General features: G+C 69.3%; 23 protein-coding genes and 1 tRNA gene. 13 read left to right on the top strand and 11 right to left on the bottom strand.

Annotation, left to right across the window (positions count from 1 at the left end):
• Positions 1 to 8: 8 nt before the first annotated feature.
• Entirely contained in the window at positions 9 to 1,310 is a 1,302-nt protein-coding gene (locus tag BRW65_RS04330; RefSeq protein ID WP_208611749.1) for a hypothetical protein, read from the bottom strand.
• Here BRW65_RS04330 and BRW65_RS04325 point away from each other — a divergent pair.
• A complete protein-coding gene (locus tag BRW65_RS04325) occupies positions 1,309 to 1,773 on the top strand; it encodes a GatB/YqeY domain-containing protein (RefSeq protein ID WP_067270850.1) in 465 nt (154 codons plus the stop codon). The two genes, BRW65_RS04330 and BRW65_RS04325, sit on opposite strands and share 2 nt — an antisense overlap.
• Here BRW65_RS04325 and BRW65_RS04320 read toward each other — a convergent pair.
• The 3 genes from BRW65_RS04320 to BRW65_RS04310 all read right to left on the bottom strand — a co-directional run bounded on the left by BRW65_RS04320 (position 1,757) and on the right by BRW65_RS04310 (position 4,847).
• On the bottom strand, positions 1,757 to 3,466 hold the full coding sequence (locus tag BRW65_RS04320; RefSeq protein WP_073871627.1) for a SelB C-terminal domain-containing protein: 1,710 nt from the start codon (positions 3,464 to 3,466) through the stop codon (positions 1,757 to 1,759). The two genes, BRW65_RS04325 and BRW65_RS04320, sit on opposite strands and share 17 nt — an antisense overlap.
• On the bottom strand, positions 3,454 to 4,734 hold the full coding sequence (gene selA, locus BRW65_RS04315; protein ID WP_073871624.1) for an L-seryl-tRNA(Sec) selenium transferase: 1,281 nt from the start codon (positions 4,732 to 4,734) through the stop codon (positions 3,454 to 3,456). Before selA ends, BRW65_RS04320 begins: the two co-directional genes overlap by 13 nt.
• Before the next feature lie 18 nt (positions 4,735 to 4,752).
• Positions 4,753 to 4,847, bottom strand: a tRNA-Sec gene (locus BRW65_RS04310).
• A gap of 27 nt (positions 4,848 to 4,874) precedes the next feature.
• On the opposite strand from BRW65_RS04310, the gene selD reads away from it, so the two are divergent.
• The 10 genes from selD to BRW65_RS04255 all read left to right on the top strand — a co-directional run bounded on the left by selD (position 4,875) and on the right by BRW65_RS04255 (position 16,238).
• Positions 4,875 to 5,867 carry a selenide, water dikinase SelD gene (gene selD, locus BRW65_RS04305; protein WP_073871621.1) on the top strand — a complete coding sequence of 331 codons (993 nt, stop codon included), beginning with the start codon at positions 4,875 to 4,877 and terminating at the stop codon, positions 5,865 to 5,867.
• A gap of 50 nt (positions 5,868 to 5,917) precedes the next feature.
• Entirely contained in the window at positions 5,918 to 9,205 is a 3,288-nt protein-coding gene (fdh, locus tag BRW65_RS04295; RefSeq protein WP_208611748.1) for a formate dehydrogenase, read from the top strand.
• Entirely contained in the window at positions 9,198 to 10,169 is a 972-nt protein-coding gene (locus BRW65_RS04290; RefSeq protein ID WP_073871612.1) for a 4Fe-4S dicluster domain-containing protein, read from the top strand. The genes fdh and BRW65_RS04290 overlap by 8 nt, the downstream gene beginning before the upstream one ends.
• 7 nt (positions 10,170 to 10,176) lie before the next feature.
• Positions 10,177 to 11,262: an NrfD/PsrC family molybdoenzyme membrane anchor subunit gene (nrfD, locus tag BRW65_RS04285; RefSeq protein WP_073871610.1), complete on the top strand. Its 1,086-nt coding sequence runs from the start codon at positions 10,177 to 10,179 to the stop codon at positions 11,260 to 11,262.
• An 89-nt stretch (positions 11,263 to 11,351) separates the two neighbouring features.
• Positions 11,352 to 12,338, top strand: coding sequence for an LLM class F420-dependent oxidoreductase (locus BRW65_RS04280; RefSeq protein WP_073871607.1), 987 nt, complete (start codon positions 11,352 to 11,354; stop codon positions 12,336 to 12,338).
• 179 nt (positions 12,339 to 12,517) lie between these two features.
• Entirely contained in the window at positions 12,518 to 13,447 is a 930-nt protein-coding gene (locus tag BRW65_RS04275; protein ID WP_073871604.1) for an SRPBCC family protein, read from the top strand.
• Positions 13,444 to 14,616 carry a zinc-dependent alcohol dehydrogenase gene (locus BRW65_RS04270; RefSeq protein ID WP_073871601.1) on the top strand — a complete coding sequence of 391 codons (1,173 nt, stop codon included), beginning with the start codon at positions 13,444 to 13,446 and terminating at the stop codon, positions 14,614 to 14,616. Before BRW65_RS04275 ends, BRW65_RS04270 begins: the two co-directional genes overlap by 4 nt.
• 34 nt (positions 14,617 to 14,650) lie before the next feature.
• A complete protein-coding gene (locus BRW65_RS04265; RefSeq protein ID WP_073871599.1) occupies positions 14,651 to 15,205 on the top strand; it encodes a type 1 glutamine amidotransferase domain-containing protein in 555 nt (184 codons plus the stop codon).
• Positions 15,206 to 15,303: 98 nt separating this feature from the next.
• On the top strand, positions 15,304 to 15,993 hold the full coding sequence (locus BRW65_RS04260) for a HemK2/MTQ2 family protein methyltransferase (RefSeq protein WP_073871595.1): 690 nt from the start codon (positions 15,304 to 15,306) through the stop codon (positions 15,991 to 15,993).
• The gene (locus tag BRW65_RS04255; protein ID WP_073871593.1) at positions 15,990 to 16,238 is read left to right on the top strand and encodes a CDGSH iron-sulfur domain-containing protein; all 249 of its coding nucleotides are present in this window, start codon (positions 15,990 to 15,992) and stop codon (positions 16,236 to 16,238) included. The genes BRW65_RS04260 and BRW65_RS04255 overlap by 4 nt, the downstream gene beginning before the upstream one ends.
• Here BRW65_RS04255 and BRW65_RS04250 read toward each other — a convergent pair.
• Genes BRW65_RS04250 through BRW65_RS04225 form a run of 6 tightly spaced genes read right to left on the bottom strand, consistent with a single transcriptional unit; the run spans position 16,186 to position 21,801 of the window.
• A complete protein-coding gene (locus BRW65_RS04250; protein WP_073871780.1) occupies positions 16,186 to 17,205 on the bottom strand; it encodes an iron-containing redox enzyme family protein in 1,020 nt (339 codons plus the stop codon). The genes BRW65_RS04255 and BRW65_RS04250 overlap by 53 nt on opposite strands.
• A gap of 43 nt (positions 17,206 to 17,248) precedes the next feature.
• Positions 17,249 to 19,471, bottom strand: coding sequence for a SpoIIE family protein phosphatase (locus tag BRW65_RS04245; RefSeq protein WP_073871590.1), 2,223 nt, complete (start codon positions 19,469 to 19,471; stop codon positions 17,249 to 17,251).
• On the bottom strand, positions 19,468 to 20,094 hold the full coding sequence (locus tag BRW65_RS04240) for a SpoIIE family protein phosphatase (protein ID WP_073871587.1): 627 nt from the start codon (positions 20,092 to 20,094) through the stop codon (positions 19,468 to 19,470). Before BRW65_RS04240 ends, BRW65_RS04245 begins: the two co-directional genes overlap by 4 nt.
• A complete protein-coding gene (locus BRW65_RS04235; RefSeq protein WP_073871584.1) occupies positions 20,087 to 20,497 on the bottom strand; it encodes an anti-sigma regulatory factor in 411 nt (136 codons plus the stop codon). The genes BRW65_RS04240 and BRW65_RS04235 overlap by 8 nt, the downstream gene beginning before the upstream one ends.
• Positions 20,487 to 20,876: an STAS domain-containing protein gene (locus BRW65_RS04230; protein ID WP_073871582.1), complete on the bottom strand. Its 390-nt coding sequence runs from the start codon at positions 20,874 to 20,876 to the stop codon at positions 20,487 to 20,489. Before BRW65_RS04230 ends, BRW65_RS04235 begins: the two co-directional genes overlap by 11 nt.
• Positions 20,877 to 20,898: 22 nt before the next feature.
• Positions 20,899 to 21,801 (bottom strand): STAS domain-containing protein, encoded by a 903-nt coding sequence (locus BRW65_RS04225; protein ID WP_073871580.1) that lies wholly within the window; start codon positions 21,799 to 21,801, stop codon positions 20,899 to 20,901.
• Positions 21,802 to 21,963: 162 nt separating this feature from the next.
• Between BRW65_RS04225 and BRW65_RS04220 the strand changes: the two genes are divergently transcribed.
• Both BRW65_RS04220 and BRW65_RS04215 read left to right on the top strand, forming a co-directional pair.
• Positions 21,964 to 22,332: an STAS domain-containing protein gene (locus BRW65_RS04220; RefSeq protein ID WP_139272856.1), complete on the top strand. Its 369-nt coding sequence runs from the start codon at positions 21,964 to 21,966 to the stop codon at positions 22,330 to 22,332.
• A gap of 152 nt (positions 22,333 to 22,484) precedes the next feature.
• Complete coding sequence (locus BRW65_RS04215; protein WP_073871576.1) at positions 22,485 to 22,985, top strand: DUF6328 family protein; 501 nt, start codon at positions 22,485 to 22,487, stop codon at positions 22,983 to 22,985.
• On the opposite strand, the gene BRW65_RS04210 is transcribed toward BRW65_RS04215, so the two are convergent.
• Positions 22,953 to 23,645, bottom strand: a complete 693-nt coding sequence (locus BRW65_RS04210) for an HAD family hydrolase (protein ID WP_347876614.1) — start codon at positions 23,643 to 23,645, stop codon at positions 22,953 to 22,955. The two genes, BRW65_RS04215 and BRW65_RS04210, sit on opposite strands and share 33 nt — an antisense overlap.
• Between the last annotated feature and the right edge of the window lie 73 nt (positions 23,646 to 23,718).

Here is a 23,718-nt window from a genome sequence, read left to right as displayed (position 1 = left end):
GGCTATCCTCAGACCGGCCGGGTCAGCCAGAGGTTGTCGGTGGAGGCGCCGGCGTACGGCCCGCCGGCGGCGCCGGTCTGCAGCACCAGATCGAATGCCTCGGCCCGCATCCGGCGATCCGTGTACAGCAGCGCGATGACCCCGGCGTTGAACGGGGCGGTGATGATCTCGCCGATCGCGCCGCCCACCGAAGCGATCGCGGTGCTCACCAGGAAGGCGGCGGTGGACGAGGTGATCATGAAGAACTGGCTGACGATGTTGAACGGCACCGCGACCGCCCCGCCGACGACGGAGGTCACCAGGAAGGTGAGCAGCCGGATGCCGAGCACCCGCCAGAAGCCGTTGCGGACCAGCCTGAAGGATCGGGTGATGGCGTCCAGGACGGGCAGCCGCTCCAGCACGATCAGCACGGGCGCGAACGAGACCACGGTGTACAGGTACACCAGCAACGCGATGACGGCCAGCGTCAGCGGCAGACCCAAGACCACCACCGCCGCGGCGCGGCCAATGGCCGCCAGCACCCCGATGATCACCGCCACCAGGCCGGCGATGACCGCCAGCGCGGCCCCCTCCAGCGCCGCAAGACCGAGCAGGGGCAGCAGCCGGCCACGGATCTTGGCCCAGGTTTCCCCCATGGTGATCGGCGTGCCGAACACCGCGCGCCCGACGATGACGGTGAGCATCCCGGACAGCAACATGCCGCCCAGCCAGGCCACCACCGCGCCCGCACCCACCGACGTCAACCACGCGCCGATGACGCCGGTGGTCAGCTGATCGGCCCGATCGGTCGTCAGCTTGCCGTAGGCCGCCAACGGTCCGAAGAAGGCGGCCTTGGTGATGATCTGAATCGCCACCACGACGATGGCGGTCAGCCCCAGCGTCGCTTTCGGATTGGCCCGGACGTAGCCGACCGCGCCGTTGAAGATGTCGCCCAGGGTCAGCGGCCGCAGCGGGATGATGCCGGGCTTGGCCGCGCCGGGAGCAAGTTGCGGCGGGCCGTATTGCGACCCGGGCGGTGGCCCGTATCCCGGCGGCGGACCGTAGCCCGGTGGCGGGCCGTAGCCGGGTGGCGGGCCGTAGCCGGGCGGGGGGCCGTAGCCGGGTGGGGGGCCGTAGCCGGGTGGGGGGCCGTAGCCGGGTGGGGGGCCGTAAGCCGGTGGCGGGCCAACCGGATAGCCAGGGGGCGGCGCGGTCACCGTGTTCCGCGTTGTTTGCGGGCGGGCCCGTCGTTCGTCATGGGCTCCATCCTGTCGGTGGTCCGGGCATTTCTCAATTGTGGCCGGGTGGTCGGCGCGTAGCGTCTCTGGCATGGCCGAACTCAAATCCAGGCTGCGGGCCGACCTGACCGACGCGATGAAGAGCAAGGACAAGCTGCGCACGGCGACGCTGCGCTTACTGCTCGCCGCGATCCAAACCGAGGAAGTCTCCGGCAAACAGGCCAGGGACCTCTCCGACGACGAAGTGATCAAGGTGCTGGCGCGGGAGTCCCGCAAACGTGCCGAATCGGCGGAGATCTACACGCAGAACGGCCGCGGGGAGCTCGCCGCCAACGAGCACGCCGAAGCCCGGATCATCGACGAATATCTGCCCACGCCGCTCACCGAAGCGGAACTGGCCGACGTCGCCGACACCGCGATCGCCCAGGTCGCCGAGGAGATCGGCGAGCGCCCGAGCATGAAGCAGATGGGCTTGGTGATGAAGGCGGCCACCGCGATCGCGGCCGGCAAGGCCGACGGAGCCCGATTGTCGGCGGCGGTCAAGGAGCGGCTGTAGCCAGCACGACCCGGGTGCCGTCCGGGGCTCGCCTGGTCACCCGCCGGGCGTCGAGCTGCTCCAGCAGCGGGATCGCGACCCGGCGGGTGGTGCCGAGCGCGCGGCGCGCGTCGCTGACGGTGAACGGCTGCGGTAGCCCCGCGAGGACGACGGCCGCCCGCTCCAAGGCGCCGGCCCCGAGCACGACGCCGTCGGCGATCCGGGCCAGCCGCCCGGCGCGCACCGCCGCCGCCAGCTCCCGGGGACCGAGCTTGAGCTCGGCCAGTTCGTCGGCCTCCGGCGCCCGAAAGGGCTCGGCGGCCAGCCACTCCTCGACGGTGCGCACGGCCTTGTCGACGCGGGCCGGCAGGCCGGCGCCCGGCGAACGAACCATCCCGTCGGCCACCTGAAGCCCGGTGCCCTCGAGCAGCTTCGGCAACAATTCGGCGGCGGGCAGCCCGGCCCGCTGCCGCAGCGTCTCCAGCGGCATCCCCGCCGCGACGTCGTGGTCGTCCGCCCAGAGCCGCACCGCCGCGGTCGCGCGCTCGCGCCGCCCGGCCCACCATTCGGGATCCACCACCCAGTCGCCCACCCGCTGGCCGGCGAGCGGCAGGCCCATCGCCCGCAACTCGGCCGCCCGCGCGCAGGCGGGCGGCCGAGTTGCGCCGGTCGCCAGCTCCGCGGCCCGCTCGCGCGCGGCGCCCCGGCGGCGCAGCGCCGGCGGCCGGACGTCGAGCACTTCGATGCCGGCGGCGATCCGGTGCTCGCCGGGGTCGCGCAGCAGCCCGACGTCCCCGACGCGCAGCGGCAGGGGCCTCGGTAGCCGCAGCCGGGCCGCGGCCGCCCCGAGCGGACGGACCTGCACCGGCACGGCCGCCGACCCGAGGTGCAGGACCAGCTGCCGGTGCAGCGCCCCCGGCGACCGCAGCGCGACGTCGACCTCCGCCGTATCCAGCCACACACCCGGCGTCCGGACGGTGTCGCCGCGGCCGATGTGCTGGCGGTCGACCCCCCGCAGGTTCAGCGCGACGCGCGCCACCGGGCCGACCGCCGCCTGGTCGCGGCCCAGCGATTGCACCCCGCGGACCGTCACGCGCCGGCCGGCGTGCTCCAGCTCGTCGCCCACCCGTACCGTGCCCGCGGCCAGGGTGCCGGTTACGACGGTGCCCGCGCCCCGGACGGTGAAGCTGCGGTCCACCCACAGCCGCACGTCGGCGGCGGGGTCCGGGACCGGCAGCCGGTCGGTCAGCGCCAGCAGCTCGGCGCGCACCCGGTCGAGGTCGGTGCCGATCGCGACGGGGGCGTCGGCGAGCGACGTGGCCGCGAACCGTTCGCGGGCCTGCTCGATCGCCGGTCCCGGGTCGGCGAGGTCGGCCTTGCTGATCACCAGCAGCGCGTGGCGGACCCCGAGGGCGTCCAGCGCCGCGAGGTGCTCGTCGGACTGCGGCATCCAGCCCTCGGTGGCGGCGACGACGAACAGGACCGCCGGGACCGCGCCGACGCCGGCGAGCATGTTCGCCACGAACCGTTCGTGGCCGGGCACGTCGACGAAAGCCAGCTGCCGGCCGCCGATCTCCGTCCACGCGAAGCCGAGGTCGATCGTCAGGCCGCGGCGGCGCTCCTCCGCCAGCCGGTCGGGCCACATGCCGGTGAGCCGGTGCAGCAGGGTCGACTTGCCGTGGTCGACGTGCCCGGCGGTGGCTAGGACGAACATGCCCGCACCGCCGCCGCCAGCCGCTCGTCGTCCTCCGGCGCCACCGTGCGCAGGTCGAGCAGGCAGCGGCCCGCCTCCAGCCGCCCGACGACGGGCGGGCTGGCGGCGCGCAGGGCGGCGGCGTAGGACTCGGGCAGGCTCACGGCGGCGCTCGGCAGCCGCACGTCCGGGGCGCCGCCCCCGCCGACGGCCGCGACACAATCCACCGCCTCGGCGCCCGGCAGCGCGGCGGCCAGCGCGGCGGCGCGCGCTCGCAACCCGTTCAGGTCGGCGACCAACGCCTCGGCCACCGGCGGCGGCGGGCCCGTCAGGGTGGCTTCCAGCGCGGCGAGGGTGAGTTTGTCGACGCGCAGCGCGCGTGCCGCCGGGTGGCGGCGCAGCCGCTCGATGAGTTCGGCGTCGCCCAGCAGCAGGCCGGCCTGCGGGCCGCCGAGCAGTTTGTCGCCGCTCGCGGTGACCAGGTCCGCGCCGTCGCGCAGCGTCGACGTGGCGTCGGGCTCGTCGGGCAGCACCGGGTGCGGAGACAGCAGCCCGGAACCGATGTCGACCACCACGGGCACACCCAGCTTCGCCAACTCCGCGACGCCGACCGCCGACGTGAACCCGGTGACGTGGAAGTTGGACGGGTGCACCTTCAGGACGAAGCCGGTCTGCGGCCCGATCGCCTCGGCGTAGTCGCGAAGGCTGGTGCGGTTGGTGGTGCCGACCTCGCGCAGCCGCGATCCGGCGGAGGCCAGCAGCTCGGGGATGCGGAACCCGTCGCCGATCTCGACCAGCTCGCCGCGGCTGAGCACGATCTCCTTCCCCGGGGCCAGCGTCAGGGCCGTCAGCAGCAGGGCGGCGGCGTTGTTGTTGACGACGTGCACGGCGCCGGCGGTGGGCACCGCCCGCGACAGCGCGGCCAGGGCGGCCCGGCCCCGGCGGCCGCGGCGGCCCGTCGCGAGGTCCAGCTCGACGTCCGTGGTCCCGGCCGCGGCGACCACCGCGTCTACGGCGGCCCGCGACAGCGGCGCCCGGCCCAGGTTGGTGTGCACCACCACGCCGGTGGCGTTGATGACGGGACGCAGGCTCGACGCGGTGGCCGGAAGGGCGGCGACGGCGTGCTCGGCGACGCTCTCGGGGTCGATCTCCCCGGCGCGGGCCCGCTGCTGCGCCTCGGCGACCACCGATTTGACCAGCGCTCGGCCCAGCACCCGCTGGGCTTCGACCAGGCGAGGGTCGGCGAGCAGGGTGTCGGTGCCCGGCACCCGCCGGCGCGGGTCGCTCATGCCGGGCTCGACGAAGTATGGCGGAGGCGGACGGGAATCGAACCCGCCAGCGGCAGCGTCTGCCGTTCGACGGTTTTGAAGACCGCGCCGGTCACCAGACCGGACACGCCTCCTCGGACCATAGGGACAAGTATGGACGCGTGGCCTATCGACTGACGCAGTACGCCCACGGCGGCGGGTGCGCGTGCAAGATCCCGCCCGGTGAGCTGGAGGACATCGTCCGCGGAGTGGGGGCGAGCGCGCCGCGCGACCCGGTCGGCGAGTTGCTGGTCGGCCTGGACCACGGCGACGACGCGTGCGTGGTGCGCCTCGAGGGCGGCACGGCGCTGATCGCGACGACCGACTTCTTCACGCCCGTGGTGGACGACGCCTACGACTGGGGACGCATCGCCGCCACCAACGCGCTCTCCGACGTCTACGCGATGGGCGGGCGTCCCGTGGTGGCGGTCAACCTGCTGGGCTGGCCGCGCGACGTACTGCCGTTCGAGCTGGCGGCCGAGACGCTGCGCGGCGGCCTGGACGTCTGCGGGCTGGCCGGCTGCCACCTCGCCGGCGGGCACAGCGTCGACGACCCGGAGCCAAAATACGGCCTGGCCGTCACCGGGATCGCGGACCCGAACCGGTTGCTGCGCAACGACTCCGGCAAACCCGGGACGCCGCTGTCGCTGACCAAGCCGCTCGGGGTGGGCGTCCTGAACAGCAGGCACAAGGCCACCGGGGAGCGCTTCGAGCAGGCGATCGACGCGATGACCACCTTGAACGCCGACGCGTCCGCCGCGGCGCTGGCGGCCGGGGTCGAATGCGCCACGGACATAACGGGATTCGGGCTGCTCGGGCACCTGCACAAGCTCGCCCGCGCCAGCGGCGTGACGGCGATCGTCGACGCCGCGGCGGTGCCCTACCTGGACGGCGCGCGGGAGGCGCTGGTGGCCGGCTACGTCAGCGGGGGCACGCGGCGCAACCTCGACTGGGTGGCCCCGCACGTCGACCTGTCCGGCGTCGGCGAGGAGGACGCCCTGCTGCTCGCCGACGCCCAGACCTCGGGCGGGCTGCTGATCGCCGGCGAGATCCCGGGCGCGACCGTGATCGGTGAGCTGGTGCCGCGGGGCGAGCACACGATCGTCGTCCATTGAGGGGTTCCGACGCGGGCGGAGTTTCGGGCGCGCACACTAAGGTAGAGGCCATGGCTATGCGCAAGCTCTTCCTTGAGTGGCCCGTCGTGCGTCAGCTGCGTTCACCGGACAAGCTCGGCCGTGGGTCGGCCGTCACCTCGAAACGGACCCGCGCCGTCACGCCGCGCACGACGACGGCCGACCGCGTGGTCCAGAGCATCTGTCCCTACTGCGCCGTCGGCTGCGGGCAGAAGGTGTATGTCAAGGACGAGCGCGTGGTCCAGATCGAGGGTGACCCGGACTCGCCGATCTCGCGAGGCCGCTTGTGCCCCAAGGGCGCTGCCAGCGAACAGCTGGTCAACTCGCCGGGCCGGCAGCTGCGGGTGCTCTACCGCCCGCCGCGGGCGACCGAATGGCAGCCCCTCGAGCTGGACACCGCCATCGACATGGTGGCCGACCGCTTCGTCGAAGCCCGCCGCCACGCCTGGCAGGACATCGACCAGAAGGGCCATCCGTTGCGGCGCACCATGAAGATCGCCGCACTCGGGGGCGCCACACTGGACAACGAAGAGAATTACGTCATCAAGAAGCTCTTCACCGCCGCCGGCGCCATCCAGATCGAGAATCAAGCCCGTATTTGACACAGCTCCACGGTTCCCGGTCTGGGGGCCTCCTTCGGGCGCGGTGGCGCCACCCAAACACTGCAAGACATGGCCAACGCCGACTGCATCGTCATCCAGGGCTCCAACATGGCCGAGTGTCATCCCGTCGGCTTCCAATGGGTCGAGGAAGCGAAAGCGCGGGGCGCCAAGGTGATTCACGTCGATCCGCGCTTCACCCGCACTTCGGCGGTCTCGGACAAGCAGATCCCGATCAGGGCCGGCTCGGACGTGGTGCTGCTCGGCGCCCTGATCAATTACGTCATCTCTCGCGAGCTGTGGTTCTCCGAGTACGTCCTGGCTTACACCAACGCGGCCACCTTGATAAACGAGAATTACCGCGACACAGAGGATTTGGGTGGCCTGTTCTCCGGTTACGACCCCGAGACCGGACAGTACGACTCATCGACCTGGGCGTACGCCGGACAGGAAGAGGACGAGCGCCGCCAGGAGCGCGGCGCCAGCGCCTCCGCCCGAGCCGCCGGCGATGCGCACGGCAGCGGTGGTCCACCCTTGCCGCACGCTCGCGTGGTTCGCGACGAGACCCTGCAGCATCCCCGAACGGTGTTCCAGATTGTCAAGCGGCACTACGCCCGCTACACGCCCGAGATGGTGCGCGACGTCTGCGGTATCAGCCTCGAGGACTTCGATTACCTGGCGAGAGCTGTCACGGAGAACTCCGGCCGCGAGCGCACCACCTGTTTCGCCTATGCCGTCGGCTGGACGCAGCACACCCTGGGTGCCCAATTCATCCGCACCGCAACGATTCTGCAGCTACTGCTGGGCAACGTCGGCCGCCCGGGCGGCGGCATCATGGCGCTGCGCGGGCACGCCACGATCCAAGGGTCCACCGACATCCCCACGCTGTTCAACCTGCTGCCCGGCTACCTGTCGATGCCCAAGGCCGGCGTCCACGACACCTTCCGCGACTACATGAAGGCCGTCGGGCCGAAGAACCAGAAAGGCTTCTGGGCCGACGCCGACACTTACATGGTCAGCCTGCTCAAGGCATGGTGGGGTGACGCCGCCCGTGCGGACAACGACTGGGCTTACGACTATCTGCCGCGACTGTCCGGGCCGCACGGCACCTATCAGACGGTCATGTCGATGCTCGAGGGCGATGTCGACGGATACTTCCTGCTCGGCCAGAACCCTGCCGTCGGGTCGGCCCACGGCCGGATGCAGCGCATGGGCATGTCGCACCTGAAATGGTTGGTGGTACGCGATCTCAACCTCATCGAGTCGGCCACCTTCTGGAAGGACGGACCGGAGATCGCCTCCGGCGAGCTGAAGACCGAAGAGATCGAGACCGAGGTGTTCTTCTTCCCGGCCGCGACGCACGTCGAGAAGGCCGGCTCCTTCACCCAGACCCAACGCCTCGTCCAGTGGCGGCACAAGGCGGTCGATCCACCCGGCGACTGCCAGAGCGAACTGCAGTTCTTCGTCGAGCTGGGCAATCGAATCCGCCAGCGGCTGGCCGGGTCCACCGACGAGCGCGACCGGCCACTGCTCGATCTGACCTGGGACTATCCCACCGACGAGCACGGCGAACCCGACGCCACCGCGGTGCTGGCCGAGATCAGCGGCTGCTACCTCACCGGCCCCAAAGCCGGCCAGCCAGTGCCGGGATACACCGAGCTGGGTGCCGACGGATCGACATCGTGCGGGTGCTGGATCTACTCGGGCGTGTACGCCGAGGGTGTCAACCAGGCCGCACGCCGAGCGCCACTGGGCGGTCCGAGCCCGAGCCAGTCGGAGTGGGGTTGGGCGTGGCCCGCCGACCGGCGGATCCTGTACAACCGGGCGTCGGCCGACCCGGACGGTAAGCCGTGGAGCGAGCGCAAGCGCTACATCTGGTGGGACGAGCAGCGCGCCCGCTGGGTGGGCGACGACGTGCCCGACTTTCCCGTCGACCGCGCCCCGCACGTCCGGCCGGACCCGGACATCGGCGGCCCGGACGCGTTGGCCGGCGACGACCCGTTCATCATGCAGGCCGACGGCAAGGGCTGGTTGTTCGCGCCGAAGGGTGTGGTCGACGGGCCACTGCCCACGCATTACGAACCGCAGGAGTCGCCCGTCGCGAACGCGTTGTACCCGCAGCAGCGCAATCCGGGGCGAATCACCTTCCCACGCAAGGACAATCTCAGCGCACCCAGCGCCGGCGAGCCCGGGGCCGACGTGTATCCGTACGTGTTCACCACCTACCGGCTCACCGAGCATCACACCGCCGGCGGGATGAGCCGGTGGCTGCCCTACCTGTCGGAGCTGCAGCCGGAGATGTTCTGCGAGGTTTCGCCGGAGCTGGCGGCCGAGCGCGGTCTTGAGCCCTACGGGTGGGCGACGATCATCTCGCCGCGCGCGGCCATCGAGGCCAGGGTGTTGGTCACCAAACGCGTTGCACCGCTGGTGATCAACGGCCACACCGTGCACCAGATCGGGCTGCCGTACCACTGGGGCGTCGGCGGCGACGCCGTGGTCAGCGGGGACGCCGCCAACGACCTGCTCGGCATCACGCTCGACCCCAACGTGCAGATCCAGGAATCGAAGGCCGGCTCGTGCGACATCCGCCCCGGGCGGCGGCCGCAGGGCGAAGACCTGTTGCGCCTGATCGCCGAATATCAGTCCCGCGCGGGTGCCACCACCGAGACGGGCAACGTGCGGATCAGCGACGGCGTCTGGGAGGGGCAAGCCGATGGGTAAGCTAAGCGGACCGACCGACCCGACGCGGGACGCCGGTTGGGTCGAACCCAAGCCGCGCAAGGGATTCTTCACCGACACCTCGATCTGCATCGGCTGCAAGGCCTGCGAGGTCGCCTGCAAGGAGTGGAACCGCAACCCGCGCGACGGCGACCTGGAGCTGCTGGGTTCGTCCTACGACAACACCGGAGCGCTGGGCGCCAGCACCTGGCGCCACGTCGCCTTCGTCGAGCAGGGCCGCGACCGGATCGAGGAGGCACGCGAATCCGGCCGCGCCCTAACCGATTTGGGCATGCCGGCGCTCCCCGGTGCCGCGCCGGCGCCGGACCTCACGCCGCCGGACACTCCGGAATTCCGCTGGCTGATGTCGTCGGACGTGTGCAAGCACTGCACGCACGCCGGCTGCCTTGACGTCTGCCCGACGGGCGCGCTGTTCCGCACCGAATTCGGCACCGTCGTCGTGCAGGACGACGTCTGCAACGGGTGCGGCACCTGCGTCGCGGGTTGCCCGTTCGGCGTGGTGGAGCGTCGCAGCGACGGCACCTACACCACGCCGGCGCAGCGCCCCGATCGTCCGGCCGAGAAACCCGTGACCGGGGTGGCCCAGAAGTGCACCCTCTGTTACGACCGGCTCGTCGAAGACCAGATTCCGGCCTGCGCCAAGACCTGCCCGACGACGTCGATCAAGTTCGGTGACCACGACGACCTGGTGGCCACGGCCCGGGAACGGGTCGCGCGGCTGCACGCCCAGGGCCAGACGGAGGCGCGCCTCTACGGCGCCAACGAGCGCGACGGCGTGGGTGGCACCGGCTCGATCTTCCTGTTGCTTGACGAGCCGGAGGTCTACGGGCTGCCGCCCGACCCGCGGGTGTGCACGGCCGACCTGCCGCAGATGTTCAAGAGGGCGGGCATTGCCGCGGCGGGCATGTTCGCCGCCGCGGCGCTGGCCTTCTGGAAGGATCGGTGAAAGGCCCATGAGCACTTCGGAATACGACAGCCTCCGCCCCCCGGAGCCCGCCGGTGGCAAGCGTCGCAAAGGCAGGCGGGCGGGCCGCCGGGGTGGGGGCGACGGGTCGCGCGAGATGCCGATGGTCCCCGAAGTCGAATTCAGCTCGTACTACGGGCGTCCGGTGGTCAAGCCCGCGCCGTGGGGACACGAGGTCGCCGCCTACCTGTTCTTGGGCGGCGTCGCGGGAGGGTCGGGCCTGCTCGCGGCCGGCGCCCAGCTCACCGGCCGGGACACGTTGCGCCGCAACACGAGACTGTCCGCTCTGATAGCGGTGATGTTGGGCGCGGTCGCGCTGGTGAAAGACCTAGGCCGGCCGGAGCGCTTCGTGAACATGTTGCGGACGGTCAAACTGACCTCGCCGATGAGCATCGGATCGTGGATCCTCAGCTTGTTCAGCCTGGGCATGGGCGTCGCGGCCGCCTCCGAGGTCGACCGGATGACCGGTGAGCGAATCCCGTTGGGCCCGTTGCGGCCCGTTCTGCGCGCCGTCGAGGGACCGGCCGGATTGGAAGCCGCCGTGTTCTCTCCGCCCCTCGCGGTCTACACCGCGGTGCTGCTCACCGACACCGCGACCCCGACGTGGAACGCCGCCTACCGGGACCTGCCGTTCGTGTTCGTCAGCTCGGCGAGCCTGGCCGCGTCGGGACTGGCGATGATCACCACCCCGGTCGCCGAAGCCCGCCCCGCCCGCACGCTGGCCGTCATCGGCGCGGTCGGCGACCTGATCTCCGCCAGGTTCACCGAGTACCGGATGGACCCGGTGACCAGGGAGCCGCTGCACCACGGCAGGCCCGGCCGGCTGTTGGCCTGGAGCGAACGGCTGGCCGCCGTCGGCGGTTTGGGCGCGTTGCTGGGCGGGGGCCATCGCGGTGTCGCCGCCCTGTCCGGCCTGGCGTTGCTATCGGCGTCGGCGATGCTGCGGTTCGGTTTCTTCGAGGCGGGGCTGGAGTCCACGCGCGACCCCCGCTACACGATCGAACCGCAGAAGCGCCGGCTCGAGGCGCGTCGCGCGGCCGGCGTCACGGGGGACTCGATCACCACCGCGGGCTGACCGCTCGCCCGCTCGCGATCCGCGACCCCGTTTCTCCCATTACATCCGGGCGCGGTTTGGGCCCGGCGGACCGGGGTAACTACAGGGGTATGACAAATTTTGGCTACACTTTGATGACCGAGCAGAGTGGACCCAAAGACCTTGTACGGCAAGCCGTTTCGGCCGAAGAGTGCGGTTTCGACTTCGAGGTGTGCAGCGACCACTTCTCCCCCTGGCTGACCTCGCAGGGACATGCGCCCAACGCCTGGACCGTGCTGGGGGCGGTGGCGCACGCCACCGAACGGGTGGACCTCTACACCTACGTGACCTGCCCGGCGATGCGCTATCACCCGGCGATCGTCGCCCAGCAGGCCGCCACCGTGCAGATCCTGTCCGACGGACGGTTCACCCTGGGCCTGGGCAGCGGCGAGAACCTCAACGAGCACATCGTGGGCAAGGGCTGGCCGACCGTCGAGCGCCGGCAGGACATGCTGCGCGAGGCCATCAAGGTCATCCGCGAGCTGTTCGGCGGCCAACTGGTGAACTTCACCGGCGAGTACTTCCACGTCGATTCCGCACGCCTGTGGGACGTGCCCGATGTCCCGGTCGGCATCGCGGTGGCGATGGGCGGCGCCAAGGCCATCGAGAGATTCGCCCGGCTGGCCGACCACTTCGTGGCGGTCGAGCCCGACGGGGAACTCGTCGACGCCTGGCACGCGGCGCGGCAGGCCGCCAATCTGGCCGGCGGCGGCCGTGTGGTCGGACAGATCCCGGTGTGCTGGGACCCCGACCGCGACGCCGCCATCCAACGCGCCCACGACCAGTTCCGTTGGTTCGCCGGCGGCTGGAAGGTCAACGCCGATCTGCCGACGCCGGCGGGCTTCGCCGGCGCGACCCAGTTCGTCCGCCCCGAAGACGTCGCCGAGTCCATCCCCTGCGGGCCGGACCTCGACGCGATCGTCGAGGCCGTCCGGCCCTACTGGGAGGCCGGATTCACCGACGTCGCACTCGTCCAGGTGGGCGGCGAATCGCAGGACCTCTTCCTCTCCAAAGCCGCCGAACCTTTGCTTGAAGCGCTGCGTGACGCGGCAAAGTGATCCCGCGTTTGGGCGGTAGCTGCCCGGGTATCCGGCTTCCATCGCGCGCGTCGGCCGTACGGGTTGCTGTGCCACGCGAACACCGGCAAGCGACGCCGAGTGCCCGCTGACCTGCAAAGCAGCTGTCTTGCAGCGACTTTGCCCGAGATGAGTTCGCCGCAAGGCAGAAAGAGCTGACGATGGGCGATCGAAACGCGAACACCACCTCCGCGTTGGTCAAGGCTCTCAGCGGCGCCAGTTTCGGGCTGGGCTTGAGCGAGTTGGTGGCCCCCGGAAAGGTTGCTGCGCTCGCCGGTGTCGACGACACGGCTCGGTCGCGCCGGGTCATCCGCGCGCTGGGCGCGCGGGAATGCGGCCATGGCGCGGCGCTGCTGGGCGGTTCCGACAAGCTGGTCTGGACCCGGGTGGCCGGCGACGTCCTGGACATGGCGCTGCTGGTGGCCGGAGTGGCCGCCCGCGGCCCGGGACGGCGGCGGCAGGGCACCATCTCGGCCGTCGCGCTCGCCGGCATCGGCGGGCTCGACCTCTACACGGCGCTGCGCACGGTCAACGGCGGCGGCCGGCACGTGACTGGTTCCCGGCATCGCACCCTGCGGGCCGCGGTCACCGTGCGGCGCACGCCCGAGGAGGTGTACCGCTTCTGGCGGGACCTCGAGAACCTGCCCCGCTTCATGCACCACCTGAAGTCGGTGACGCCGACGACCGACGGGCAGTCGCATTGGGTCGCCAACGCCCCGGCCGGCCGCTCGGTGGAGTGGGACGCGCAGATCACCGAGGACGACACGAACAGGCGAATCGCGTGGCAGTCGCTGCCGGGCTCGGTGATCGAGAACGGTGGCAGCGTCGAGTTCACGCCCACCGCCACCGGCGACGGCACCGAAATTCGCGTCAGGATCGGCTACCACATCCCGGGCGGCCTGTTCGGCAAGGCGGCGGCGAGCCTGTTCGGGGAATCCCCCGAGCAGCAAGTCAACGACGACCTGCGCCGCTTCAAGCAAATCCTCGAAACCGGGCAGGTGTTGCGTTCCGACGGGTCTCCCGAGGGCACGGCGGCGGCCCGGCAGATGCATCAGCAGCCCGCGCAACCGAACAAAGGAGCCAGCGCATGAAGGCCACCGTCTGGGCGGGCCGCAACAGTGTCCAAGTGGAGTCGGTCCCGGACCCGAAGATCCTCAACGATCGCGACGCCATCGTGCGCATCACCTCGACGGCGATCTGCGGGTCGGACTTGCACCTCTACGACGGTTACATCCCCACCGTGAAACACGGCGATGTGCTCGGACACGAATTCATGGGCGAAGTGGTCGAAGTCGGCAAGGGGGTCACCAACCTGGCCGTCGGCGACCGGGTGGTGGTTCCGTTCCCGATCGCGTGCGGGGCGTGCTCGGCCTGCCGGCGTGACCTGTACTCGCTGTGCGAGAACTCCAACCCCAACGCCGGCATCGCCGAGAAATTCATGGGCCACTCGCCAGCGGGGCTGTTCGGCTATTCGCACATGCTCGGCGGTTTCGCCGGCGGCCAAGCCGAATACGCGCGGGTGCCATTCGCCGACGTCGGGCCGCTGAAGATCGAAGACGACCTGACCGACGAGCAGGTGCTGTTCCTGTCGGACATCCTGCCGACGGGCTACATGGGCGCGGACATGTGTGACATCACCCCCGGTGACGTCGTGGCGGTGTGGGGCGCCGGACCGGTCGGCCTGTTCGCGATCATGAGCGCCTACCTGCTGGGGGCCTCGAAAGTTATTGTGGTCGACCGGGTTCCATATCGCCTGGAGCTTGCCCAGAAAATCGGCGCCGTGCCGGTCAACTTCGCCGAGACGTCGGTGCTCGAGGAATTGCGCGACCTCACCGCCGGTCGGGGACCCGACCATTGCATCGACGCCGTCGGCATGGAGGCGCGCAGTGGATCCGCCCCCGTGGATGCCTACGACCGGGTCAAGCAGGCCACCCGCCTGGAAACCGAACGCCCGCATGCCATCCGGGAGGCGGCGATGAGCTGCCGCAACGGCGGCACCCTTTCGATCATCGGGGTGTACGGCGGCCTGATGGACAAATTCCCCATCGGGGCGGTCATGAACCGGTCGTTGACCATCAAGACCGGCCAGTGTCACGTGCACCGCTACATGCGCCCGCTATTGGAGCGGATACGCAACGGTGACATCGACCCGACCATTGTTGTCAGCCACCATTTGACCCTCGACCAGGCGCCCCACGGCTACGAAATCTTCAAGAACAAGGAGGATCGCTGCACCAAGGTGATCCTCAACCCGACGTAATGAAAGTTAGTGAAATAACCAGAGGGGAATAGCTATGGCAAATGAATTGCAGGGCAAGAAGGTCGCGATTCTGGCGGCCGACGGCGTGGAGAAGGTCGAACTCGAACAGCCCCGCGCCGCCCTGAAAGAGGCCGGTGCCCAAGTTGAGCTTCTTTCGTTGAAGAGCGGCGAAATCCAGGCCCGTAACCACGACCTCGAGCCGGCCGGAACTTTCAGCGTCGACCGCGCGGTGTCGGACGTTTCGCCGTCTGAATTCGATGGCCTGGTGCTTCCGGGCGGCACGGTGAACCCGGACAAGCTACGCGTGGATAGCTCAGCGGTCTCGTTCGTGCGTGACTTCGTCGCTTCCGGAAAGCCGGTCGCCGCAATCTGTCACGGTCCGTGGACGCTGGTGGAAGCCGGGGTGGCGGAGGGCAGGACGCTCACGTCGTATCCGTCCATTCGCACCGACCTCCGCAACGCGGGTGCGAACGTGGTCGATGAGGAGGTCGTCGTCGACGGTAATTTGATCTCGAGTCGCTCACCGTCGGACCTGCCGGCGTTCTGCGCGACCATCGTCAAGCAATTCGCGCACGCGCCCACCGGTTAGCGGAGATCGCCCTTTCCCCACGCCGTTTGAAGGCAACGGTTTGCGGGCATTACACAGGCCAAGAGTGATCGCCGCGGCGATCTGTCGAAAGGCCAAAGTTGACCACAACATATCCAGGACCCGCTGTCTCGGCTGCTTCGAACGTGTATCAGCCCCAGGACGATTCCCGATTTCTGGTAAATGTGATGCAGGAAAGCGCTCTCATTCCGGGGCGGCGAGTCCTCGACGTATGTACTGGCAGCGGATTCGTGGCGATCGCCGCCGCCGAGATGGGCGGCGCCGACGTGACGGCCTTCGACATCTGCCCGCATGCGGTGGGCTGCACTCGCAGCAACGCGGCCGCTGTCGGCGTGAATGTCGATGTGCGCAAGGGCACCTGGAGCGATGCGCTTGACTGCGCGCCGTTCGACGTCGTGGTGTCGAACCCGCCGTATGTGCCCACCCCGCCGCGCGGCGACACGGAGTACATCGGCCCCAGCGCGGGCCCGTCGTGGGCCTGGAACGCCGGCCCGGATGGCCGGATGGTGTTGGATCCGCTGTGCGAGGCGGCGCCGAAGTTGTTGTGTGACGGCGGCTCCCTGCTGCTCGTGCACTCGGCGCTGGCCGGCGTTCAGCAATCCCTGGATTCCCTGAAGTGGGCGGGGATGGACGCGAGAGTCGTTGCCCGCAAGTGGATACCGTTCGGTCCGGTGATGGCGGCGCGCGCGACGTGGTTGGAAAGCGTCGGCCTGATACCGCGCGGCCTCCGGGAAGAGGAACTGATCGTGATCCGGGCGGACAAGCGGTGACCGCCACCCGCGTCCAGGTGGTTGCCGGCGGGCCGGTGCTGGTGTCCGGCCCGGTGCGCATCGAGATGCCGAACGGGGAGGTCGTCGAGTCCGACCGGTTCATGGTGGCGATTTGCACCTGTCGGCGCAGCGAGAACTATCCCCTGTGCGACACCAGCCATCGGCGATGCCGGAAGCTGGCGCAGCGGACCGCTAGTTCAGCGGCCGCCGCAACGACGTCCGACCCTGCTGCCACGACGCCATAACCGCATCGGCCAAACGGTTTTCGACCGCGGCATGCGCGCGGATCCCGAACACGATGTCGCGATCGAGCTGCGGCTCCCGGGCGACCAGGTCGCCGACCACATCGATGCGCACGACGTGTTCGTGCACCGCGTCGGCCTCGACGTGCTCGGCATAGAACTCGACGCAGGCCGCCGGTGCGCCCACGCGCTGCAGCGCCTGCACCATTCGGCGGGACCCCGGCGGCGAGGTGATCTCGGTCGACGCGAAGTGCCCGATCGCCGCGCCACGCAGCTCGCGGTGCAGCCCGAACAGTGACATGAGGTTGACCGCCGCCAGAGCTTCGGCGGGGACGGCGTCCGCGTAGGCCAGATACGTGGCGTCCAAGTTCGCGGCCGCCATCAAATCGGCGAAAAGCTGCTGGTGCAGCCGGGGGCCCTGACCGGCGCCGTACTCGTCGAATTCGATTGCCACGAAAGCCGCTTTCGCGACACCCGTCAGACGCGGGATCGCCCACGCGTGCGGATCACCCTCCTTGAGGTGATACACCGACCGGTGCACGAAGTATTCGCGCATCTGCTGCCAGGTGCCGCTGTCGCGCAGGTAATACGAGGGTCCGGTGCCGTCGACCGGTTCGACCGAAATGGCGTCCATCTCGGCGGCCGCCGTGTGATCCGATGCGATGGGTCCGACGTCGCGGTGCACACCGGCCAGGAAAACGCGCTCCAGTTCGCCGCGCAGCGCCAGTAGCGCCGGGTTCCACTCCCAGCCGGGGTCCACGCCCGCGAAGCCCCGGTAGTGCAACTCGTAGCACATGCACAGCGCCAGTTGCAGATCCAACCCGTACGGGTTCGAGTCGCGAACGGACGCGCCGATGCGGGTCAGGTGGTCATGCGACGGCGGCCCGGTCAGGGCGCGCCGGACCGCGGTCGACAACGGCCCGTGCGCCGCCGGGAGGGCGGGTTCGATGGAGATGGATGCGCGGGTCACGCCCACGACTACCCGCTATCCGCGGGCCACAAACGGTGCGCCGTCACTCCCGGCCGGGCTCGCTGGGCACGCGAAAGGTGACTGTGGCCGTAGTGCCGGTCGGGGTGCAGTCCATTTCCATCTCGTTGCTGAGCGCCCTCATCAGCAACAGGCCCCGGCCCCCGTTGCCCGGGTCGGCGGCCGGCGTCTTCCACGAGCCTTGGTCGGCGATCCGCGCGCGGATCTCGTCGTTTGCGAGCTCGACGTCGAGGGACATCGTGCCCGACGGTTGTCCGGAGTACGCGTGTTCGACGCAGTTCGTACACGCCTCGTTGACCACGAGCACGATGTCGGCGGCCATTTCGTCGGGCACGTCCGCGCTGTTCAGCCAATCGGCCAATCGATGCCGGATGCCGACCAATCGCTCTGCGCTGGCCTCGGATTCGATCCGCAGGGGGGACTGCTGGTGCCGGTAGATCACCATTGCCACATCGTCGTCATACCCAGCCGGAGGCGCCAACTCACGCAAAACCGCATCGGCGACGGAATCCAGCGGCAGCGTCGTCGTCTTCACCAGGACCGCTGCGGCCCGGTCGATTCCGTCGTCGATGGATTCGTGCTTGCGCTCCACCAACCCGTCGGTGAACAACATCAGGGTGGACCCGGTCGGCAGCACGCGGCTGGCCTGCGGGCGGGGTTCCGGGCGGCGCACGGCCAGCGGCACCGACGCCGCGTCGGTCAACATCGCGGTCGTGCCGGGTTCCGGGCCCACCAGCAGGGCGGGCATGTGGCCGGCGTTGCTGTACTGCAGGACCCCGGATTCGGTGTCCAGGATGGCCAGGAAGACGGTGGTGCAGTACGCGTTCGGGATGAGCGAGGCCGCGGAGTCCAGCTGTTCGAGCAACAGGGCGGGCTCGGCCCCGTTGATCAGCAGCGCCCGCGCCGAGCTGCGCAGCTGACCCATGACCGCGGCCGCCGGCAGGCCACGGCCCACGCAGTCGCCGACCACGATGCCGATGCGGTGGCTGCCGATCGGCAGCACGTCATACCAGTCGCCGCCGATCTCCAACGGCGGGATGGCGGGCTCGTAACGCACGGCGAAGCCCGGCGGTGGCTCCATCGTCGGCAGCAGGGCACGTTGCAAGGTCAGCGACGTCTCGCGGGCGCTCTCGAATTGGCGGACGTGTTGCATCGCCAGGCTGAGGTGTCCGATGAGGACCGTGACCAGCAGCCGGTCTTCGGCGCTGACCCAGCGTGGCGAGCGCAGTTCCAACCACAACGCCAGGTCACCCGCGCCGGATAGCACCGCCACCAAACCCTGTGCCTTGCCCGGATTCTCGGGCCGTTCGACCGTTTTCGCCGTCAGCGGCAATTGATGGCGGGCGTCCTCAAACGTACGGCGCAGCCATGGATCCAGGCTGCGCCAAGGTATTTGGGACGGCTCGCCCGCTACCTGCACGGTCGGTTCACCCTCGCCGGTCGGCCAGGAGATCGCGACCACGCGCTGGACGTCGATTGCCGTGCTGCACTCGTCCAGCGTGATGGACAGCAGCTCATCCACGCTCTTGGCGACCGCCACCGCAGTCGCCAGGCGCAGGACCGCGCTTTCCCTTGCGGCGAAAGCCCTTTCGGCGGTGATGTCACGCATCGTCCCCACAAAGACGTCCTGGTCGCTGCCGCTGCCCTGAACGGCATTGATGCTGACCGTCACCCAGACCAGGTGCCCGTCGCGGTGCCGAATGGGTGTCTCGTAGGCGGTGGCACCGATGCTTTGAACTAGCGCCTGTTGCTGGCTGGCGCCCTTTTGGTCGACCAACCACGGGTGCGGCCACCGGTAGGGCAGACCCTCCGCGGGATAACCCAGAATCTCGATCAGAGCACTGTTCATCTCGATCACGGAGCCCTCGTGATCGGCGACGAAGAATCCCTCCTGCAACGAATTCACCACCGCGGTTCGGAATCTGTCACGGTCGGCCAGCCCCTCGGCGCGGGCGCGCTCGCGGGCGAAGCGCCGGGTGCCGTCCAGGAACCCCCGCGTGGCGATGTCGAGCGGGACCAGCATCTGCAACAAGAACTCCAGCGCTATCGGCGCGTCGACCTGGATGTCCTTGGCCAGCTGGAGGATCAGCTGGACGTGACGCTCGATGATCGCGAGCAGGCTGACTTCCTCTTGCAGGGCCCGGCGGCCGAGCTCATACGCGGCGGCCAGGCTGTCCTCGTCCCGCGCCCGCAGGTAGGCGCGCAACGCCGCGGCGTACTGGGCGTGGAAGTCGTCGCTGTCGGTCACGTCGAGACCCCCCGATGGCGAGCGGTCAGCACCATCGCATCGTCGGTTTCCTTGGCGTCCTTGCCGAGCAGTTCCTCGGCGATGACGACCGCGGTGGTCGAGAAGTCGATGTGGTCCAGGTAATTCTCGGCGATCCCGTCCGTACTTATCACGAGAAGGTCGCCTGGACGGATCGAAATGACTTGCGCCGGCCTGATTTCCGGTATGCGGTAGCCGACGATTCCCGCGGTCAGCCGCGCGCTGGATCGGATCTGCACGCCGGTCGGGGACTTGACCACCAGGTCGGCGGTGACATTGCCGACGCCGGTCCAGGTCAGTGTGTTGGCCGCAAAGTCCACCCGCGCCAGGGTCATCGCGACCCCCCTGGTGCCCTCGAGCAGGCGGTGACACAGCTGGATTAGCACCTCCAGGCGCTCGGCGCTGGAGTGCTTGATGGCGTCCACGGCGCGCAGCGCGGCGGCTGCGGCATCCGGGCCGTGGCCGAGGCCGTCCACCACGCCGAACAGGGCGGCGGTGCCGTCGATGTCGACGGCGAGACTCCGGTCGCCCGAGGTGTATTCGCTGGGCAGGGGTCGCCCCGCCCTCGCCCACTCGATGGGGCCGAACCGGCCGTTCTCATGCATGGGGCGGCACCCATTTCCACATCTCGACGATCGTTCCCTTGCCGAGTGCCGATTCCACGAGCAACCTGTCCATCAGCCGGCGGGAGCCGGGCAGCCCCATCCCGAGCCCGCGACCGGTCGAGTATCCGTCCTCCATCGCCCGCTCGATGTCGGCGATGCCCGGCCCCTCATCCTCGGCGCGCACCACCAGGGCCTTGCGCCCATCCCGGTCGGCCACGAACACTCGCACGGTGCCCCGGCCGGCATAGCTGGTGATGTTGCGCGCGATCTCGGAGATCGCCGTGGCGATCATCGTGACGTCGGTGAGGGAGAATCCCAGATCGAGGGCGAGTTGGTGTCCGGCTTTGCGAGCTTCCACGATGTCGTCGGAATTGTCGATGTCGACGACGATATCAGCCGCCACCGTCGCGCCCGATCGCCGGTTTCCGTTGCGCCAGTTGGCGGTTCAGCAGTGCCAAGCCCTCTTCAAGGTCGAGCGCGGTGTTCATGTCGTCGAACGCCAATCCCAGTTGGACCATGGCGAAGGCCACTTCCGGCTGCAGTCCGACGATCACCGTGTCCGCGCCGCGCAACCGGGTCATGTGCGCGATCGTGCGCAGCGACCGGGCCGCGAAGGAATCCATCACATCGATGGCGGTGACGTCGACGATGATGCCCTGCGCGCGGAACCGGCTGACGCGCTCCATCAGGTCATAGCGGAGCCGCTCGGCGTCGGAATCGCTGAGCGCGGCCTGCACCGAGGCGATGAGGATCGCACCCTGTTTCAGAATCGGTACCGGCATGGGGCGCTCGCGTTCCTGACGGCTAGCCCGGCTGCTCGCCGGTGCGGGAGACCTCGTAGCCCAGCAGGCGCTCGGCTTCCTCGATGCCGCCCTGCAGGTCGCCGACCGCGTTCATCTTGGACAGGTCCAGGCCGATCGTCACCAGGGTCAAGGCGATTTCGGAGGAGAGGCCGGTGATGATGACGCTGGCGCCCATCAGGCCGGAAGCGTCGACCGTCTGCACCAGGTGGTTGGCCACCGTGGAGTCGATGGTCGGCACACCGGTGATGTCGATGACCACCACTTTCGCGCGGTTCGCGCGGATGGCTCTCAGCAGCTGCTCGGTGACCTGGCGGGCGCGCTGGGAATCGAGCACACCGATGATCGGCAGAATCAGCAGCTGTTCACGCACCTGCAGCACCGGCGTCGACAGCTCGCGGATCGCCTCCTGCTGCTGGCGGATGATGCGCTCGCGTTCCTGCACGAAGCTGACGGCCACCGTGTTGGCGATGCGGTTGGCCGCCGGTTCGTAGGCGTCCAGCACCCGGTTGAGCATCTCGAATTCGGCCTGGTACTTCTCGAACAAGGAGCGTGCCAGCACGTCACGTAGCAACAACACGATGCCGACGACCTCGTCGGTTTCCACGCCCCGAGGAATGATGCGCTCCGAGAGGTCGCGCGCGTACGCCTGCAGCGCCTCGACGCTACCGGTCTCGAGCACCTCCACATAGTTGTCGTAGACGGCGGTCGCCTCGGAGAACAGCTCCTCGGGCGTCATCGCGGTGAGCAGCTCGGCCTCGGTGATCCTGCGCGCCCATTCCTCGCGCAGCACCGTTCGGTTCTGCCGCAGGTGCTGGACGAGCTGGGGTAGCAGGCCCTCGCTGGAAATGCTGACGGCCTGGGCGGTGGCGCTCGCGCTGCCGAACTCCGACGGCGAATCTGACATGTGGCCTCCCGAGTACCGGTCCGTGCCCCGCCGTGTGCAGGCTCGATTTTGCGAGACTAGCGTGGGTTGTCGCGGGGCAAGTGTTGAGGGCATATTCTTCTCGCAGTTCGCAACGCAGGCTAGGCTTGCACCACACTTGAGGCCCAGGACAAAGGATCGCCATTGTCAGCTCCTGATTCGATTACTACGTTGGTTGAGGACCACGAGGGCGTGTCCGTGGTCAGTGTCAGCGGCGAAATCGATTTGGTCACGGCGCCCGCCCTGGAGCAGGCCATCGGCGCGGTGGTGGCGGAGAACCCGACGGCACTGGTCATCGATCTTTCGGCCGTGGAGTTCCTCGGTTCGGTGGGGCTGAAGATCCTGGCAGCAACGTACGAGAAGCTGGGCAAGGCGACGGGGTTCGGGGTCGTCGCACGCGGTCCCGCGACCAGGCGGCCGATTCATCTGACCGGGTTGGACAAGACCTTCCCGCTGCACCCGACGCTGGACGACGCCCTGACAGCGGTCCGGGACGACAACATCAGCCGCTAGGCGCTTCGGTATCGCCGCCGCTTGCGGGACAACGTATTTGGTGGAATTGGACTGCAAATAGGCGGACCGCCGAATGCAATTCGAATTCAACACCCTTGATTCTCTGCCGCGAAACGGCGCTGGCGCATACGACAGGTGCGATGATCACGGCTATGGACGTCGATCACCCGCAAGACGACCAGCACTGGGACAGCCGCGAGCGTGGCGAAACAGAAATCCAACGGCTGGACCGCAATTGGAACAGCCTCTTGCAGGAGCTGCGCGTGGTGCAGACCGGGGTGCAGCTGCTGACCGGCTTCCTGTTGACACTGCCGTTCCAGCAGCGGTTCGACGTGCTGGCGCCCGCCCTGCGCGACGCCTACCTCGCCACGGTGGGTTGTTCGGTGGGCGCAACGGTCCTGCTGATCGCCCCGGTCGGCATGCACAGGATGCTGTTCCGCCGACACCGCCTGCAGGTTCTGGTGTCGGCCGCCCACCGGTGCGCCTACGCCGGCCTGGCGCTGCTCGGCCTCGCGCTGACCGGGGTGACTGTCATCGTGTTCGCTGCCGTGGCCGGGAGCAGCCCGGCCCTGATCGCGGGAGCATGTGCGCTGACCCTGTTTACGTTCTTCTGGTGGCTGCTACCGCTGTTGCTGCGCACCCGCGGCATGTAGCGCAAGTTCGTGGATTCGGGTGGAGTCAAGCCGGTTGAGCAGGTCTTGGGGGTCGGCGAAGATCGGTGACGCGCCGGCCGCCTGCAGCTCCTCGCGGGCGATGCCGCCGCTGAGCAGCCCGATGCACGGCAATCTGGCGCCGCCGGCGGCATGCGCATCCCAGACGGCATCCCCGACGAACACGGCGTGCTCGGCGTCCACCCCGGCGCGGTCGAGTGCGACCTGCACGATGCCCGGGTTGGGTTTGGCGGTGTCGACGTCACGCGACGACGTGGTCTCCGAGATGACCTCCTCGCAATCGAGGACCTTGCGCAAGATCTCCAATTCGTCGTCGGGCGCCGAACTCGCCAGCACCACCTGTAGGCGCAGGTCGGCGACCCGCCGCAGCAGCGCCTGGGCGCCGGGTAGGGGCGCGAGCAAGTGGCTGCTCTCCCGGTAATAACGGCTGTGCCCGTCGCTGAGCCGCTCCCGAACCTCGTCCGGCGCGTCATCGGAGAGGGTTCGGACCAATGTGGAGCCGTCCATCCCGATACAGCGGTGGATCTGCCAGGCGGCTACGGGGAGTCCCTCGTCGTCGAAGGCGCGCAGCCACGCGTAGACGTGCAGATAGTTGGAGTCGACCAGGCTTCCGTCGACGTCGAACAGAACGGCGGGCTTCATCTGCGCGGCATACCCACGTCGGGACCGGCTGACACCCATGCGCGGCGCGGTTTGGGACGGGGTGCGGCGGGTA

Origin of the sequence: Mycobacterium paraffinicum, from assembly GCF_001907675.1 — a bacterium.
Lineage (GTDB): Bacteria > Actinomycetota > Actinomycetes > Mycobacteriales > Mycobacteriaceae > Mycobacterium > Mycobacterium paraffinicum_A.
This window is presented reverse-complemented; position numbering and strand designations above follow the sequence as displayed.